The sequence below is a fragment of the Sinobaca sp. H24 genome (assembly GCF_023845525.1).
Genome location: NZ_JALBWT010000001.1, coordinates 251,066 through 268,219, shown reverse-complemented (window position 1 = coordinate 268,219; position 17,154 = coordinate 251,066). Strand labels below are relative to the sequence as shown.

17 protein-coding genes and 3 pseudogenes are annotated in these 17,154 nt (G+C 46.4%); 14 read left to right on the top strand and 6 right to left on the bottom strand.

The features are described from left to right. Positions 1 to 48 precede the first annotated feature (48 nt). From MMY81_RS01530 to MMY81_RS01520, 3 genes are all read left to right on the top strand, one after another. Positions 49 to 717: an MOSC domain-containing protein gene (locus tag MMY81_RS01530; RefSeq protein ID WP_252311353.1), complete on the top strand. Its 669-nt coding sequence runs from the start codon at positions 49 to 51 to the stop codon at positions 715 to 717. Beyond that, positions 714 to 1,325 (top strand): TolB family protein, encoded by a 612-nt coding sequence (locus MMY81_RS01525; protein ID WP_252311352.1) that lies wholly within the window; start codon positions 714 to 716, stop codon positions 1,323 to 1,325. Before MMY81_RS01530 ends, MMY81_RS01525 begins: the two co-directional genes overlap by 4 nt. Before the next feature lie 494 nt (positions 1,326 to 1,819). Beyond that, positions 1,820 to 2,017, top strand: coding sequence for a hypothetical protein (locus tag MMY81_RS01520; protein WP_252311351.1), 198 nt, complete (start codon positions 1,820 to 1,822; stop codon positions 2,015 to 2,017). Positions 2,018 to 2,041: 24 nt separating this feature from the next. On the opposite strand, the pseudogene moaC reads toward MMY81_RS01520, so the two are convergent. The 3 genes and pseudogenes from moaC to MMY81_RS01505 form a co-directional block, all read right to left on the bottom strand. Continuing rightward, positions 2,042 to 2,526, bottom strand: a pseudogene (gene moaC, locus MMY81_RS01515) (cyclic pyranopterin monophosphate synthase MoaC). A 17-nt stretch (positions 2,527 to 2,543) separates the two neighbouring features. After that, positions 2,544 to 3,134: a molybdenum cofactor guanylyltransferase gene (mobA, locus tag MMY81_RS01510; RefSeq protein WP_252311350.1), complete on the bottom strand. Its 591-nt coding sequence runs from the start codon at positions 3,132 to 3,134 to the stop codon at positions 2,544 to 2,546. Further along, the gene (locus MMY81_RS01505) at positions 3,131 to 3,622 is read right to left on the bottom strand and encodes a MogA/MoaB family molybdenum cofactor biosynthesis protein (RefSeq protein ID WP_252311349.1); all 492 of its coding nucleotides are present in this window, start codon (positions 3,620 to 3,622) and stop codon (positions 3,131 to 3,133) included. The genes mobA and MMY81_RS01505 overlap by 4 nt, the downstream gene beginning before the upstream one ends. A 353-nt stretch (positions 3,623 to 3,975) precedes the next feature. Between MMY81_RS01505 and moaA the strand changes: the two genes are divergently transcribed. Genes moaA through MMY81_RS01465 form a run of 8 tightly spaced genes read left to right on the top strand, consistent with a single transcriptional unit; the run spans position 3,976 to position 10,327 of the window. Beyond that, complete coding sequence (moaA, locus tag MMY81_RS01500) at positions 3,976 to 4,995, top strand: GTP 3',8-cyclase MoaA (RefSeq protein WP_252311348.1); 1,020 nt, start codon at positions 3,976 to 3,978, stop codon at positions 4,993 to 4,995. A 6-nt stretch (positions 4,996 to 5,001) separates the two neighbouring features. Next, complete coding sequence (locus tag MMY81_RS01495; protein ID WP_252311347.1) at positions 5,002 to 6,021, top strand: ThiF family adenylyltransferase; 1,020 nt, start codon at positions 5,002 to 5,004, stop codon at positions 6,019 to 6,021. A 12-nt stretch (positions 6,022 to 6,033) separates the two neighbouring features. After that, a complete protein-coding gene (locus MMY81_RS01490) occupies positions 6,034 to 7,314 on the top strand; it encodes a molybdopterin molybdotransferase MoeA (RefSeq protein WP_252311346.1) in 1,281 nt (426 codons plus the stop codon). Next, complete coding sequence (locus MMY81_RS01485) at positions 7,278 to 7,550, top strand: molybdopterin-guanine dinucleotide biosynthesis protein B (RefSeq protein ID WP_252311345.1); 273 nt, start codon at positions 7,278 to 7,280, stop codon at positions 7,548 to 7,550. Before MMY81_RS01490 ends, MMY81_RS01485 begins: the two co-directional genes overlap by 37 nt. Next, a complete protein-coding gene (locus MMY81_RS01480) occupies positions 7,502 to 7,795 on the top strand; it encodes a molybdopterin-guanine dinucleotide biosynthesis protein B (RefSeq protein ID WP_252311344.1) in 294 nt (97 codons plus the stop codon). Before MMY81_RS01485 ends, MMY81_RS01480 begins: the two co-directional genes overlap by 49 nt. After that, positions 7,792 to 8,271 (top strand): molybdenum cofactor biosynthesis protein MoaE, encoded by a 480-nt coding sequence (locus MMY81_RS01475; RefSeq protein WP_252311343.1) that lies wholly within the window; start codon positions 7,792 to 7,794, stop codon positions 8,269 to 8,271. The genes MMY81_RS01480 and MMY81_RS01475 overlap by 4 nt, the downstream gene beginning before the upstream one ends. Further along, complete coding sequence (gene moaD / locus MMY81_RS01470) at positions 8,264 to 8,497, top strand: molybdopterin converting factor subunit 1 (RefSeq protein WP_252311342.1); 234 nt, start codon at positions 8,264 to 8,266, stop codon at positions 8,495 to 8,497. Before MMY81_RS01475 ends, moaD begins: the two co-directional genes overlap by 8 nt. A 36-nt stretch (positions 8,498 to 8,533) precedes the next feature. Next, complete coding sequence (locus MMY81_RS01465) at positions 8,534 to 10,327, top strand: S9 family peptidase (protein ID WP_252311341.1); 1,794 nt, start codon at positions 8,534 to 8,536, stop codon at positions 10,325 to 10,327. 56 nt (positions 10,328 to 10,383) lie between these two features. On the opposite strand, the gene modA is transcribed toward MMY81_RS01465, so the two are convergent. The 3 genes from modA to fdhD all read right to left on the bottom strand — a co-directional run bounded on the left by modA (position 10,384) and on the right by fdhD (position 12,309). Further along, the gene (gene modA / locus MMY81_RS01460; RefSeq protein WP_252311340.1) at positions 10,384 to 11,148 is read right to left on the bottom strand and encodes a molybdate ABC transporter substrate-binding protein; all 765 of its coding nucleotides are present in this window, start codon (positions 11,146 to 11,148) and stop codon (positions 10,384 to 10,386) included. Positions 11,149 to 11,261: 113 nt separating this feature from the next. Next, the gene (locus MMY81_RS01455; RefSeq protein WP_252311339.1) at positions 11,262 to 11,489 is read right to left on the bottom strand and encodes a group-specific protein; all 228 of its coding nucleotides are present in this window, start codon (positions 11,487 to 11,489) and stop codon (positions 11,262 to 11,264) included. A gap of 16 nt (positions 11,490 to 11,505) precedes the next feature. Further along, positions 11,506 to 12,309, bottom strand: a complete 804-nt coding sequence (gene fdhD, locus MMY81_RS01450) for a formate dehydrogenase accessory sulfurtransferase FdhD (RefSeq protein WP_252311338.1) — start codon at positions 12,307 to 12,309, stop codon at positions 11,506 to 11,508. Between the two features lie 387 nt (positions 12,310 to 12,696). Between fdhD and MMY81_RS01445 the strand changes: the two genes are divergently transcribed. From MMY81_RS01445 to MMY81_RS01435, 3 genes and pseudogenes are all read left to right on the top strand, one after another. Then, positions 12,697 to 13,947, top strand: a complete 1,251-nt coding sequence (locus tag MMY81_RS01445) for an L-lactate MFS transporter (RefSeq protein ID WP_252311337.1) — start codon at positions 12,697 to 12,699, stop codon at positions 13,945 to 13,947. 60 nt (positions 13,948 to 14,007) lie between these two features. Beyond that, positions 14,008 to 14,368 (top strand): annotated as a pseudogene (locus MMY81_RS01440) (Na-translocating system protein MpsC family protein). Between the two features lie 171 nt (positions 14,369 to 14,539). Beyond that, positions 14,540 to 16,885, top strand: a pseudogene (locus MMY81_RS01435) (FdhF/YdeP family oxidoreductase). Positions 16,886 to 17,154 lie beyond the last annotated feature (269 nt).

The window sequence follows — 17,154 nt, the reverse complement described above, 5'->3', positions numbered from 1 at the left end:
TAAGCGGAAAAAGGATTGGAATGAAGTATCAAGAGGAGGAGAGTGGTTGTGGAATCAAGTATTATATCGTTAAATGTTGGCAGAGCAGAGGTCATTTCCCAGAAAAAGGATAGGGAAATTCTTTCCGGCATTAACAAACAAAGTGTAGGCGGAAAATCTGTCTTTCTTTCCTTTAACGGCCTTTCAGGAGATACACAGGCTGATTTGAAAAATCACGGCGGTCCTGATAAAGCGGTATGCGTTTATCCGGCAGAGCACTATGAACACTGGAAAAGCCACCACGGCATGAATATGAAAGAAGGGGCTTTCGGCGAAAATCTGCTTATCCTCGGGATGCCTGAAACAACAGTCTGCATTGGAGATATTTATGAATGGGGCGAAGCTGTTGTGCAGGTCAGCCAGCCAAGACAGCCTTGCTATAAGCTCGCCGAAAAGCATGGTCTTCCGAGCCTTCCCTTATTTGTTAGAGAAAATGGCTTCTCCGGCTATTATTTTAGAGTTTTGAAAGAAGGTATGGTATCTATGGACAGTGTATTAAAGAAACAGGAAAGCGGTCCAGGCTTTTCAATTGCTGAAATTAATACATTGACATACCAGCCGATCAACGATCATGAACCTATTCTTGCTCTTCTAAGAAGTCCGTTTCTTGCCGAAAGCTGGAAGAAAACACTGCGGAAAAAGTATGGAATTACAGAAACGGCAGGAGGAGAGAAATGAAAAGAAAGTGGAGCTTTGCCGCTATGGCAGGAAGTGCGATTCTGCTCGTCTGCCTTCTTTTCATATTTTTTCTATGGGATAATGATCCTTATGACTATCACAGCGGGGTGAACAGCGACCTGGATTTATCCAAAGATGATGAAGTGTTTGCCTTCTCTTATTTTCAGCAAGGAGAACGCTCTATATATACACTTCCGGTGAGCGGCGGTACGCCGGAACCAATTCCCAATGAATCAGGGGAGGATCAGCATCAGCCCGCCTTTAACGAAAACGGAACCGAGCTTCTCTATTTATCAGACAGCGCCGAAGGAATAAGCTATTTAAATAAAATCAATCTGCTTACCCGGGAAACGGCTGAGTTAACATCAGAAGACTTACATATAAGAGATGCGGTTTTCTCATCGGATGATGAAAAAGTGTATTTTGCTGGAATTGAAACAGAGGACTGGTTCTCTGAAGATATGGAAACTGCCGGCGGATTTGATGTGTATGAAATGCCCAGCAGCGGAGGAGATCCGGTAAAGCTGACGGAAGAAGACAGCTATGTCATAAGCTCCCTTTCTATCTCTGATGATGGTTCAGCCCTGTTTTACAGCGGACGGGGATGAAGGAGAAATGGTGAAACTTATTCACTGGACAACTCGAATTCACACGAGGCGCTGATCAACAGGCTGCCTTCAGGGGTATATTCCCCAACGCTTTCTCCAGACGAGGAGAGTTTGCTTATACAACAGCCTCCGGTCGGGGAGAAGGAGAGATATACCAGTATGAACTTTTGTTCTTAATATTGAAAGCGGTGAAGTGAACGCCTTACGGAAGGGTCTATGAATGTCGATTCTCCGGTGTTTTTCCATCACTCTGATTATATTGCCTACATGGAACAGCAGAACTGGCCGGAAGACCCTCCCGTCTTCCAATTAAAAAGTATGGATCTGGAGTCGTCGGAAGCTCACGAAATTCCTATGAACACATCAAATATCGAAGGAACAGCATTTCATCCTGCCACAGCTGCTGGATGCTGTGCTCGATCCGAACGTGTTTGGAACGCTTTATACGATTCTGCTCGCAAGCGCCGTAGTGTTTACCGGCCTGGGCGGGGGAAATGTTTACCTCCCTCCGCCTTATAGGGACAGTTATTTCCGGAATAAGTGCGGCAGCAGCTTTCTATATTGTGGATGCGAGGCCCTGGCTTATGATAGCACCTGTACCATTTAGTATTGGTATATTGATCTGCACTGCTGCAGGGTTTGCGGCTGCATTTATTTGGAAAAAGAATACATCAAAAAGAGAAGCCGGTTAGGGCTCTCTTTTGTGTATATTTCTATCATTCAGCGGCCTGGAAATCACCGCTTTTGCCCCCGGTTTTCCGCAGCAGCTTCGTTTCTTTAATAATCATGCCTTTATCGACAGCTTTGCACATGTCGTAAAAAGTAAGCGCGGCAGTAGTCGCGGCGGTGAGTGCTTCCATTTCTACGCCTGTATTGCCTTTACATTTCACTGTAGCCAGGATATGCAGCTCCCACCCTTCTTCCACCTGATGATAAGCAAACGTAAGGTCTGTCCCCTGCAGGGCAATGGGTGGCACATTGGAATAAGTTCAGCTGTTTTTTTGGCTCCCATAATGCCGGCCAGCTGAGCAGTGTGAAGAGGATCTCCTTTTTTCAGCTGCTGTTTTTCAATCGCTTCATACAATTCATTGCTTAAGTGAACGATACTTTGGGCAACGGCAGTCCGGCTGGTTTCATTTTTTTCGGAAATATCGACCATGCGGGCGCGTCCTGATTCATTATAATGCGTAAATTCATCCATTGTTATGATGGCTCCTTTTATTTAGCCTGTCTTTTCTTAAGGGCGTTTCCAGTCTTCGGGCCGGTTAATATTAACAAAATCTTTCTGACCCTCGGATAGTCTACGTAAAGAACGCTGACCTCGTCAAGAAGAGCTTTCATGCTGCTTTTCCTGTCCGGCCCTGTCAGCGGCAGGCAGGCAGGAAGAATGATAAAGACCGTGCAGCGGCTGGAGCCGGCCTCCGGAAACAGGAATAACCGCCTGTTTATCCATAGCGGCCTCTGCTTTTTCAAGCAGGAAGCGACAAATTCCGGGGTCACAAACGGAATGTCGGCAGCTAAAAGAAACAGCCAGCTATCCGGTTCCACCTGGCGTAAGGCTTCTTTCAGCCCGAACAGCGGCCCGGAAAAAGGGGCCGGTTCTATAACAATCGAAGCCAGGCGGCTGTCAAACCGATCCGCCAGCTGGTTATTTGTAATAATATATCTCTCTTGAATACCTGCCTCTTTAAAAGCGTCAAGGCTGTACTGATAAAGAGGTTTTCCGTGGTAAAGCTCAAACATTTTCGGCAGGCCGTACCGGGAAGATCGTCCTCCAGCAAGTACAGCACCGGCTGTGTTAATGGTCATTTGGTTAATTCTCCGATTAAATGGGGAAGAGAAGGAATAATAAGCTTTTCCATCCCAAGCTGAACGGCATTGCTTGAGCCCGGCAGCGCAAACACAGCTGTACTGCCAATACTTCCGCCAATCGCTCGGCTGAACAATGCTTTAGCTCCAATTTCTTCGTAGCTGAGCATGCGGAACAGCTCTCCGTATCCATGGAGCTCTTTATCAAGTAAAGAGGCAACAGCTTCGTATGTTACATCTTTCGGAGAGACGCCGGTGCCGCCATTCATAATGACCGCCTGAATCATTGGGTTCTCTGCCCATTTGTTAAGCTGCTGTTCAATAAGTCGGCGGTCATCTTTAATAATGCTGTATGCTTCAACGCTAAATCCAGCTTCTTCAAGAAAAGAATGAATCAGCTTTCCACTTTTATCTTCTGCTTTTCCTCTTGTATCGGACATCGTTAGAACGGCTGCCCTCAAAGTGCGTACATCGTTTTCGTGGTGCATTCTTTTAATTCTCCTCTCCATATGTGTTAGAATAAGTCTCTAAAGAAGGTGCAGACCGTTTGCTGTTTTTATTCTATCAGCTTTTTTCCAAATAAGGATACTAAAAACAAATGAAGGTACTGCTGCTTCTCGTCGACCGAATCTAATACAGGCAGCTTTATATCCTCACAGATCATGACACAATGCAGATAACGAACGGAAGTATACAGGATTGGAAACCTTTCCAATTCTGGATGTTCTCCTATATATACACTCCATCAGGCGTTGAAGCCGTGGAGGAATCACACGCCGGCCTTTCTCTAATAAACCAGCGGCGGGCCGGATTTTTTTATCTATTCGCAGGGGGGATTAAGATGTTGAAGCAAAGCCCGACGCTCGATCAATATAAAAGGCCTCTGCAGGACCTGCGCATTTCAATTATGGACCGCTGTAATTTTAGATGCTCTTACTGCATGCCAAAAGAAATCTTCGGGGATGATTATGTTTTTATGCCGGAAGAAGAACTGCTGTCTTTTTCAGAAATTACGATGCTGGCAGAAGAATTTGCCGCACTCGGTGTAAAAAAACTAAGGCTTACAGGCGGCGAGCCGCTGCTTAGAAAAAATGTGCCTGAACTGATAGAAAAGCTCGTGAAAATAGAGGGAATCGAAGATATTGCTCTTACAACAAACGGTGTTCATTTAGTAAAGCAGGCAAAAGCATTGAAAGAAGCCGGCCTGATGCGGATTAATCTCAGCCTGGATGCAATCGATCCGCAGGTTTTTCAGGAAATGAACGGCCGCAAAGTAAAGCCGGATATTGTATTGAAAGGAATGCAGGCTGCGGTAGATGCCGGCCTGCATGTGAAAGTAAACATGGTCGTTCGAAAAGGAGTCAATGATCAGGAAGTGATTCCTATGGCGAAATACTGTAAAGACATAGGGGTAACGCTCCGGTTTATTGAATTTATGGATGTTGGCCAGACGAACGGCTGGGACTACTCTCAGGTCGTAACCAAAAAAGAGCTGCTGGACATGGTATCCACGATTGCTCCATTGCAGCCGCTGGAGCGCGATTATCTAGGAGAAGTCGCTAACCGCTATGGATATGCAGACTCCAATGTAGAGGTAGGTTTTATCTCTTCTGTATCGGATGCATTCTGCGGAACGTGTACGAGAGCAAGAATATCTGCAGACGGTAAACTCTTTACCTGTTTGTTCGCCGAAAGCGGTACGGATCTGAAGACGCTTGTTCGAAGCGGGGCTTCGCCGGATGAAGTCAGACATTTCATTGAAAATGTATGGAACGGCCGGACAGATCGTTATTCAGAAGAGCGGACCGAAGAAACGGTGAAAAACCGCAAAAAAATTGAGATGTCCTATATCGGGGGATAGAACAGCATGAATGATAGATACTCAAGGCAGATACTTTTTCCCGGCATAGGGACAGACGGACAGGCCAATCTGCAGAAAAAGCATGCGCTTATATTAGGTGCAGGAGCGCTTGGCAGTGCAGCGGCCGAAACGCTTGTAAGAGCCGGAGTTGGAGAACTAACCATTATCGACAGGGATTATGTGGAATGGAGCAACCTCCCAAGGCAGCAGCTGTATGGAGAAAAAGAAGCAGAAGCTAAAATGCCGAAAGCCATCGCAGCCAAAGAGCGCCTGCTGGCGATTCGCAGCGACGCGGTAATCCACAGTTTAGTTATGGATGCGACGGCTGAAAAGCTGGAGGACATTGCTCCCGGACTGGATATTATTATTGACGGCTCGGATAATTTCGATATTCGTTTTATTTTAAATGATCTTTCCCAGAAATACGAAATTCCCTGGGTGTTCGGTGCCTGTGCAGGCAGCTACGGTATGAGTTTTACTATTTTACCAGGGCAGACTCCCTGCCTGCAGTGTATTCTGCCGGCGATTCCGGCATTCAGCGTAACGTGTGAAACTGATGGGGTTATTGCCCCGGCGGTGCAGATGACGTCCGCGTATCAAACAGCTGAAGCTTTGAAAATACTTTCCGGGCGAACAGAGGCGGTACAGACAAAGCTGACGCTGTTTGATATTTGGAAAAATCAGCATCATGCGATTCAAGTAGGAAAAACGAAAAAAGATACGTGTCCTTCCTGCGGTACAACGCCGGCATACGCTCATTTAGCCGGCGCAGATGATACGAAAATGGCGGTGCTCTGCGGAAGGGATACGGTACAGATTCGTCCCGAAACCTCCCGTTCATATGATTTTACGTATTTGGAAACCAAGCTTGGCCGGCACGGCAGGGTACAGAAAAATCCTTATCTGCTTTCCTGCGTTCTTCCGGACTATCGTCTCGTCGTATTCCGGGACGGGCGGGTGCTTGTTCACGGCACGAAGAGAGTAGAGCAGGCCAAAGCAATTTATGAAAAATACTTTTTATCGTAAGGAAGATGCTGAATGGTAGAAAAAAGAAAACCGATGCCCGTAGAAGAAGCGGTACGGTCTGTCATGAAACAGACGCTGGCCTCCGAAACGGAAATGCTTCCGCTCGCAGAAGCCCATGGACGAATTCTAGCGGAAGACTTAACGGCTGATCATGATGTGCCGCCTTTTAACAAATCTCCATACGATGGATTTGCCGTTCGATCAGAAGATACGGCAGGAGCCGGAAGAGAACATCCGGTGACATTATCCGTAGCTGGTGAAATCGGAGCAGGGTCTGTATTTTCACGTCATGTGAAAAAAGGGGAAGTAGTGCGGATCATGACCGGTGCCCAAATTCCTGATGGCTGTGATGCCGTCGTCATGCTCGAACTAGTCAATGAACTAGGGTCTGACGCTATAGAACTGAAGCGCGAAATTAAACCGAACGATAATATTTCGTTTCAGGGAGAAGACGCCAAAAAAGGCACGACGCTTGTAGAAAAAGGAACCTTTATCAATCCTGGTATTTCTGCTCTATTGGCAACATTTGGTTTTGCGCAGGTTTCTGTTGCGAAAAAACCACGGATCGGTATTATAGCAACAGGCAGTGAACTGCTTGAAGCAGGAGAGCCGCTTGAGCCGGGGAAAATCCGGAACAGCAATGCATATATGGCTATCGCACAGGTAGAAAGAGCCGGCGGCGAAGCTGTTTATTTCGGAAAATTTAACGATGATTTTGATGATTGCCTGCAGGCGACAACGGAAGCTCTTCAGGTCGTGGACGCTTTAATTACAACAGGCGGCGTGTCCGTAGGAGACTACGATTATATGCCGGCTATTTTTGAAAGACTTGGGGCGGAAGTGCTGTTTAATAAAGTAGCGATGAGACCAGGAAGTGTGACAACAGTTGCTGCTGCAGGCAGCAAGGTATTGTTTGGCCTTTCCGGCAATCCTTCTGCCTGCTACGTTGGATTCGAACTGTTTGTCCGTCCGTTAATGAGAACGGCTATGCAGAGCAGCCGGCCGCATTTGAAAAAACAGTCTGCCTTCCTTGCGATGGATTTTCCAAAAGCAAATCCTTTTACTCGTTTTGTACGTGCGTCTTCGTATGTAGAAGACGGAAAGGTATACGTGAAGCCGGCAGGACTTGATAAATCAGGATCGGTCACATCGATTGCCGGAGCAGATGTATTTATTGTTCTGCCCGGCGGCACGAGAGGCTATGAAAAAGGAATGAAAGTAGATACCCTTCTGCTTGAAGATACAGAGGGAAGTGAATGGCCGTGGAGCAGTATCGTCCCGTCTTACAGATAACCGGGTTTCAAAACAGCGGCAAGACCACTCTTACAGAAAAGCTGATTCATGCTTTTTCAGATAGGGGCTGGAGTACGGGAACGATTAAACATCACGGACACGGCGGTACGCCGGACAGTCCCGAAGACAAAGACAGCGGAAGGCACCTGGCAGCAGGTGCTTCTGCTGCATTTGTAGAGGGGGCGGCATGCTTCACATCCAATCACCGAGTGCCGGGTGGTCCCTCGAGCGCTTAATTGAAGCGCAGGATTTATTCGCTCCGGATATTGTGCTGGTCGAAGTCTACAAGAAAGCATCCTATCCAAAAGTCGTGATGATCCGTACAAAAACAGATATGGATCTGTTAAAAGAAAGTGAACAGGTGCTTTGTTTCATTTCCTGGGATGAAACCCTGGCCGACAAAGAGATTCCTGTGTTTTCTATAGAGGAAAGCCCGCAGTATATAGAATTTATTATAAATCGAATGAGGGACGCTTTATGACAGATGACACGTTATTTTCCATTTCCAGCCGTCCGCTTGATCCGGCAGAGCTTATAAAAAAAGTAGAGCACCGTAACTGCGGAGCTATTACAACTTTTATAGGAACTGTCCGGGAAATGACGCACGGAAAAAAAACACTGCGGCTGGAATACCAGGCGTACGAAAAAATGGCCGTAAAAAAGCTCGAAGAGATCGGCAGTGAAATTGAAGAAAGGTGGCCGGGGGCCATTACAGCCATTACCCACCGCACCGGAATGCTTGATATCTCGGATATTGCTGTAGTAATTGCGGTATCTTCGCCTCATCGGAAAGCCGCTTACGAAGCAAATGAATATGCAATCGAGAGAATTAAAGAAATCGTGCCGATCTGGAAGAAAGAATATTGGGAAGATGGGACGAAATGGATAGGAGACCAATTGGAGAATACGTCCTATGAAAAAGGTTTCCCGGAAAAAGGAGAGAAATCAAATGATTAAAGTGTTGTTTTTTGCCCGTCTTCAGGACGAAGCAGGGACAGAAGCGCTGGAGACACAGAAGGCAGGCATGACGGTTCAGGAAATAAAAACATGGCTGAAAGAAGAGTACCAGCTTTCTTCTTTGGATCAGGCGATGGCCGCGGTAAATGAAGAATTTGCCGAAAATGAAGACACGCTTTCTGATGGCGATACAATTGCTTTTATTCCGCCGGTAAGCGGCGGATAAGTCAAAAAATACGGAAAAGAAGGGCGGGGAAGCTATATGATATCGTTTCATAAACCGAAAGCCGAACAGTTTTTCCAGACGACAATCATTCAGCAGTTTGCTGTTAACGCAGAAGAAACCCAGCTTATGTTCAGCTCTAATATGAACGGGGCATTTAACATCTGGGGAATGGACCTGCCTCATACCTTTCCCTATCCGCTGACGTTTATTAATCAGAACTGCCACGGTATTCATTATACAGACAACGCCGATTTCGCCGTTGTCAGCTTTGATGAAGACGGGGATGAAAACAGCCAGCTGTATGCTATGCCTCCGGAGGGGGGACAGCTTGTTCCGCTTCGTACCGGAGAAGGAGAGAGACATTTCTTCGGATCTCTTTCTGACGATGGAAAGCGCCTGTATTATACAACAACAAGGGACAATGCGACATTTTTAAACACGTATTGTTATGATATGGAAAAGGATACCGAAAAGCGGATAATCGAAGGAAGCGGTGGTGCAACTTATTTTGCAGCGCGGAGTCCGGAGGAGCAGACCATTGCGTTTATTCGTCATTTTGCCAATACATATGTTTTGGGTTACCTGCTCAAAGGAGAAAAAGAAGTGCAGCTCACGCCGGAAAGCGAAGAGCAGCATACGGTATCGGATATTGTGTTTACAAGCGAACAGGATGTGTACCTGCTCACTAACTACGGAGAGGATTTCACCTATCTGGCTCACTTTGATGTGGAGAAAGAACAGTTTACAAAGCTGATGGATGCACCCGAAGGCGAATTTTCGAGCCTTCACTTTGATAAAGATAGAGAAAAGCTGTATCTGTCGGCCTCTCTTGGCGTAGAAGACCGGCTGTACGTGTACGCACTGAAGGAAGAAACGCTGGATAAGATAAAGATACCGGTGGATGTAATAGAGCAGATTACTGTAGGGAAAAGCGGAGCGGTCTATCTGATGGGACGCCGTGCCGTTGAACCGTTTAATATTTTTAAGCTGGCCCGTGAAGCGGAGGACTGGGATCGCCTGACTTCTTTTAAAGTACCCGGCATTGCAGAGGAAAGTCTCGTAGACCCGGATATCATCCGCTATCCTTCCTACGACGGTCTGGAAATAGAAGCGCTCTATTTTAAAGCAAAGCCGGACGTGGATAATGGATATTTAATCCACTGGCCGCACGGAGGTCCTCAGGCATCAGAGCGGAAGATGTTCCGGGCGCTGTTCCAGCTTCTTTTGAACCGGGGTTACAGCATTGTTGCTCCGAACTTCCGGGGATCGACAGGCTACGGTCTTTCTTTCATGAAAATGGTGGAAGGCGACTGGGGATACGGCCCGAGGCTTGATAACGTCAAAGCCATCGATTATATGATTGAACAGGGCTATGCAGACAAAGACAAGATTCTGCTGATGGGCGGCAGCTACGGCGGCTACATGGCACTGCTGCTGCACGGAAGGCATGCGGACTACTACCAGGCCGTCGTGGATATCTTCGGAGTATCCAACCTGTTCAGTTTTGTCGAGTCGGTACCGGAGCATTGGAAGCCGGTCATGAAACAATGGGTAGGCGATCCGGAAGCGGATAAAGCGAAGTTTACGGAAGATACGCCGATAACGTATTTGGATTCAATGACCAAGCCGATGCTCGTTATCCAGGGAGCGAATGATCCAAGGGTTGTGAAAGCAGAATCGGACCAGATCGTAGAAGCATTGAAAGAAAAAGGATCCGCTGTAGAATATATCGTGCTCGAAGATGAAGGCCACGGCTTTTCAAAGAAAGAAAATGAGATTAATGTGTATAAAAGTGTGCTTGCCTTCTTTGAAAAATATACGAAAAAGTAAATGGACATCGTCCGCTTCAAACCAAAAGCAGCCGCCCGAAAAGGGACGGCTGCTTTTTATTCGGGCTGCAGAAAACCGTAGGAATCAAATACTTCCTCTGCTTCCGGACCGGTGAGGTAATCAAGCGCCTCGCGGGCATTTTCATTTTCTGCACCATCTGTGGTAAGTGCAATAGGATATTCAATCGGAGAGTGGAGGCTGCTGTCTACCGTCTCCACGACGTCCACCTGGTCAGTGGAGGGGGCATCTGTTGCATATACAAAGCCGGTCTCCGTTTCGCCGCTTGCGACAAAGAGCAAAGCCTCTTTCACGTTGCGCGACTGAACAATTTTGTGGACGACTTCATCATAAACACCAAGAGATTCCATCATTTCCTGGGTATAGATTCCTGCGGCAGTATCCGTTGGCGTGCCGGCGGCCAGTTTATCAACCGCATCTGTTGTTAAGTCATCGAGCCCTTCCAGTTTTTCCGGCTCCCCGGCATTTTCAATCATGACCAGCTCATTTGAAAGTACAACTTCTCTGGAATCCTGAGCAATCAGCTGCTCGTCTTCAAGTGCATCCATCGAAACATTTGATGCGCTGAAAAAAATGTCTGCTTCCGCGCCGTCCGCGATCTCTCCTTGAAGAATGCCGGATCCTTCAAAAGTGAAGGTAACATCGGCCCCAAGAGCTGATTCGATTTCTTCTTCCATAGATTCAAGGGAGTCCTGAAGACTGGTGGCCGCATAAATATTTATCGTATCTTCTTCTTCAGCTGCAGGAGTGCAGGCAGCAAAAAGAGGAAGCAGGGGAAGAAATACAAAAAATGTACGTTTCATAAAAAAGCAACCTTTCTTCTTCAAGATCAATTTACGTTCTTCTTTCTAGTGTAATCGAAATAACGACCGGCGGGAAAAGAAAAACCTTCCATTTTGTGAATGGAAGGCGAACATTATACAGCCAGGTTGATAATCGCTTTGTTCCGCTCCGATTGTTCTTCCGGAGCCGCAAGGTCATATTTTTTTAATAGGTGAAACAGTTCATTGAGCCGTTCCTGTGAAAGTTCTTCGGTAAGCAGAGAATCTGCTTTTTGGGAAACGTCCTCCGGCATAAAACCGCGCTGGCTCTCCAGCTTTTCTTTTACCTGTTCCGGGGTATGATCGATACTGCAGGAACTCATGGAAAAACCTCCTTGTTTATGGATGGATCCGTTCTGGATGTGAATAAATATTAAAAGACTGTCCTCTAATAAAGCCTACAGCTGTAATGTTCAAGTCTTCCGCCAGTTCGATTGCAAGGTTGGTCGGAGCTGATTTGGAAAGCACCACACCGACACCAATTTTAGCGGCTTTGGTCAGCACTTCTGAAGATAAACGTCCACTGAATACAAGTACTTTATCACGTACGGGAATTTGGTTCTGCAGGCAGTAGCCGTATAATTTATCAAGAGCATTATGGCGGCCGATATCCGTCCGGCTCACGATAAGCTCCTCCGGCGTACCGATAGCAGCATTGTGCACCCCGCCGGTTCCTTTAAACAACGTGCTCTCTTCCTGCATCGTTTTCATCAGCCGGATACACTGCGAAGCGGACATAGTAACAGCGGATACCGCTGTTTTTGTTGTTTTTACATCGCTTTGAAAATAAAACTGACGGCTTTTACCGCAGCAGGACCCAATCACCCGTTTCGAGTACTGCGCAGGCTGCATCGTTTTACCGTTTGCGAGCTGCACGTAGGCAAATCCTTTGCTCTCATCAATGTCGAGCGAAGCAATCTCTTTATAAAACAAGATCACTCCTTCGGAAGCGAGAAAGCCGATAACCATTTCCTCAAAATGGGTGGGAGTGCAGACCATTGTTGCAAATTCTTCGCCATTCACGTATATGGTGAGCGGAAACTCAGTGACAATGCTGTCTTCTATTTCAGAGAAAGCTTCCTGATTATAGCGGACAATAGACCGCGTCAGGCTCATTTTATCTGTTGATTGGTCGATAGCCATGGGCATACCTCTTTTCATAAGAGCTGTACCTTAATGAAAACACATTCATGAAAAGGAAACAACTATTCCGCCGGCCATAAATTTTTCTTGTGCTTTCGGTGGAAACAGGATATGATTTATACGAAGTTCATACACGTGAAGCGATAAAATCCCGAGGCAGCGATCCTGTTATCGGTTTTATTTGCAGCACATTTGTAAGCGATTACCTTTGGTGGAGAAGTAGCGTATACCTGCTTAATACTAAACGTCGTCCGACTTTTTAAGGGATACTTGTATCCTTTTGGAGAGCTGGCGGCGTTTTTTCTGTTTTAAAAGCAGGTTTCCATCAGAGAGAAGCACCGCACGGCCTGTTTTATATGATGAAATAGAAGAAAGAGGAGAAAAGAAATGGGAAAAACAAAAAACCGCTGGCTCATCGCTCTTGCTGCTGTAGGCATACATATTTCAATAGGATCGGTTTATGCCTGGAGTGTATTCACAAATCCTTTAATGGAACAGTATGGGTGGGATTTAAGTGCAGTATCGATCACATTTAGTATAGCTATTTTGTTCCTTGGGCTATCTGCCGCATTCATGGGACACTTCGTAGAAAAGCACGGTCCTCGTAGATCCGGTCTGGTGGCTGCATCGTTTTTTGGAGCAGGCATGATTGGCTCCGGTATTGCTGTATCGATTGAATCACTGGCTCTTCTTTATGTTACATATGGCGTTCTTGGAGGAATTGGACTTGGCGTTGGATACATTACGCCGGTTTCCACACTTGTGAAATGGTTCCCGGATCGACGTGGTCTGGCGACTGGACTCGCTATTATGGGCTTTGGATTTGCAGCGATGATTGCAAGCCCGATTATGGCAAATTTAATTGAAAATGTCAGCATCGCCGGCACCTTCTATATTCTCGGCAGCGTGTATTTTATTGTCATGATTTTATCTGCTCTTTATTTAGAGCGTCCGCCCGCGGATTATATGCCGGAATACCAGCAGGGTGGTTCCGGTCAGGTTACGACTGATTTATCCCAGCTCACGGCGAATGAAGCAGTGAAAACAAGACGATTCTGGTTTCTGTGGATTATGCTGTTTATCAACGTAACCTGTGGTATTGCTATCCTGGCAGTAGCTTCTCCGATGGCACAGGAAATTGCCGGACTGTCGGCAGCGGCAGCAGCAACGATGGTCGGAATCATGGGATTTTTCAATGGAGCAGGGCGGATTGCCTGGGCAACCATTTCTGATTATATGGGACGTCCGAATGTATATACCGCGTTCTTTGCCATTCAAATTGTTACCTTTTTCGCTCTGCCAAGTATTACGGCAGCAATTCTATTTCAGGCCGTATTGTTTTTAATTATTACTTGTTACGGGGGAGGATTTGCTTCTATCCCTGCCTATATCGGTGATTTATTTGGAACCAAGCAGCTCGGTGCGATTCACGGCTATATTTTAACAGCATGGGCCGCAGCTGGTCTTGTCGGTCCAAACCTGGCAGCCTGGGTCAGAGAAACAACATCAAGCTATGCCGCGACTTTATATATTTTCGGAGGAATGTTTGTCATAGCACTGATCGTTTCCCTTGTGATCCGCATCGATATTAACAAGCTCAAAAAAGAGAATGCCGTCAAAGCAAAAGCTGCCAGTTGACATTTGGATTAAATCCTTATAGGATTCTACGTAGCTGAACAAAAAAGGATTGGCATAGCAATGCATAAATATGAAGCAGAATTTAGTAATCTCGTCCGTTCGTTCCGCAAGAAACATATGGGCAAAGGACCAAGCATGATCAAGACTACGTTTTGTAAAAACTGGGCGATATGCGAGATGGAAGGCAATCTTCTCCTATTGAGAAGTTCATTTCAAGCTCAGACGAAGGCAAGCATATGCTCCGGGAAGCCAGAACCGAAATGGTAAAGGACATATACCGGAAAACGCCTCCGTTGAAATGGAAGAATTTCTGCAGTGTAAATTTGTAGAGCTTTTCGTCGATATTGATATTGAAAGAGACTTCGGTATGTCAATTTTCGTATTTAATGAGAATATCGAAGAGAAGTTTTTAAAAGCATAATCTAACTCAGGTTAGGCACTTGGCAGCGTTCCTGTTAAAGACTCAACCACCGTATATCTCTTCCTTAGGGAGAGGTACGGTGGTTTTTTGTTTTAATGGAAGAGCAGCGTATATGATAAAAGGAAAGCGCTCTCCCGGCATGCATTTATTACATATAAAGAGGTGGAAGAAATGGGAAAAACGAAACATACAGGACCAGTAAAGCTGGATAAGAAAGTTACGCCAAGTCTTTGGGCGGGATTAACGCCAATGGGACTCGGCAAGGTAAAGCCACACCATATCCGCGACACGATGAAAGTAGCCTGGGATAATAAAGATAATGCTGCATATGCCTACCGCATTCTGACGAAGGGGGTCTGTGATGGCTGCGCACTTGGTGTATCGGGTCTTTATGATCAAACGCTTTCCGGACCTCATCTTTGTACGACAAGATTGAACGTGCTCCGTCTGAATACAGCTCCGGCCATGAAAACAGATATTCTTGAAGATGTAGATCAAATGCGGGAACTCGACAGCACCCAGCTTCGAAAGCTGGGCCGGATCCCCTTTCCGCTTTCCCGTAAAAAGGGAGAGAAAAAATTTACACGGATCAGCTGGGATACAGCGCTGGACCGCATTGCAGACAAAGCAAAGGAAATAGACCCCAAGCAGATGGCTTTTTACTTAACGGCCCGCGGTATAACCAATGAAGTATATTATACGGCCGCAAAAATGGCCCGATTTATCGGTACAAATAATATAGATAACGCATCGCGCATCTGCCATTCCCCAAGTAAAACGGCGCTGAAGCGATCGCTTGGTATTGGCGCATCCAGCTGTAACTACAAAGACTGGATCGGTTCAGACGTTCTCGTTTCTGGGGAAGCGTAGCCGCAAACAATCAGCCGGTTTCGACGAAATATATGTACGCTGCCAAAAAAGCAGGCACGAAAATTATTATGATCAACCCCTACAGAGAGCCGGCGATGGAAAAGTACTGGATTCCGTCTATTCCAGAAAGTGCTGTATTTGGCACACAGATTGTAGATGATGTGTACCAGGTGAATATCGGAGGGGATATTGCCTTTATGAACGGAGTGATGAAGCACTGGTTTGCAATGGAAGACAAGCAGCCCGGTTCCGCTATTGATCATGACTACGTGAATGAGCATGCGAAAGGATTTGCTGAACTAAAGTCTCATATGCAGACGCAGAGCTGGGAAGAGCTGGAGGTTTCTTCTGGGCTCTCCCAGGAACGAATTGCTGAATTCGCAGAACTTCTTGCTCATTCCAAATCGGGTATTTTTATATGGAGCATGGGTCTGACCCAGCACCGCTTTGCAACAGATAATATTTCCCAGGTAGCCAATCTCGCTATGCTGCGGGGCTTTATTGGACGAGAAAACTGTGGAGTGATGCCGATCCCGCGGTCACAGCGAGTGCAGGGTTCCGGTGAAATGGGGGCAGATCCATTTGTACTTCCAGGAGGGGACTTCACAGAAAGCAACGCAGCCAGATTGGAAGAACTGTGGGGATTCGATATTCCGAAATGGCAGGGAGATACGATCGGCCAGTCGCTTGAGAATGCGATGCTGCCGGATGATCATGAGCGAAAGCTGAAGCTGTTTTTTACGAGCGGTGGAAACTTTCTGGAAACCATGCCGGATCCGGATGCAATTGAAAATATTCTGAGCAGCGTAGAGCTGCGGGTGCATCAGGACATTATTTTTAATACGCTACTTTAGTTGACGCACAGGAGGAAGTAATCGTTCTGCCTGCCATGACGAGGTATGAGCAGCCAGGTGGAGGCACGTCCACAAGCACGGAGAGAATGGTGTACTTCAGTCCGGAAATTGAAGGGCCGCGTATTGAAGAGGCTCGTTCAGAATGGGAAATATATGTAGACCTTGCCGCACGGATCCGTCCGGACGCTGTCGAAAAGATGAACTTTCAGGAAGCACATGAAATACGTGCCGAGATTGCGAAAGCCAATCCAAACTATGACGGCATCCAGCATTTGAAAGAGCAGGGAGATGTATTTCAGTGGGGCGGAGCATGGCTCTGCGAAGGCGGTGTGTGCCCGACGCCGGATGGAAAAGGAACGCTGTTTGCGATCGATATACCGGAAAATCGTCGGACAGAAGGCAATTTCTATGTTACATCAAGACGGGAAAGCAGTTTAATTCAATGATTTACAGCAGCAAGGATGCGTTTAATGGGGCGGACCGGTACGCGATTATCATGAACGAGGAAGATGCCGCTGTGTTGAATATTAAAGAAGGCGAAGCCGTCGTCACCTACAATAAATTCGGTACTTATCAGGGTACGGCGAAGTTTGAAGACATCGCCAAAAGCAATATTGCTGTGTACTGGCCGGAAGGTAACGTACTGCTTGATAAACGGGCATACGAACAATATGCGCAGATTCCGGAATACAACATCGGTGCGGTTGTGGAAAAAGCGGAAACATTCCATGCTCAAAAAGACCAGCGTTATGTAGAAAAGCGGGTAGAAGAATTGGAAATGACTACAGAATAAAAAGAAGATAGACACATGATATTTAAAAGCCTCCGGAGTTTCCGGAGGCTTTTAGTTTATCGAAAAAGCGGTTGTTTCTTATATCTATAAAAGGACTCGAATTTTTTATAATGTTGGTAAAAAGAAAAATAAACAGGGCGACTCCTACAGAACAGCCATAGTTGAAGATGAAGAGAGTATTTTCCTCTTCAGCCGAGGCATGGCCTTCGGAAAGCGTCCCCTGTAAAGGTTTTTTGTATAAAAAGCTCTGATTGTATTTTTTAAAACCT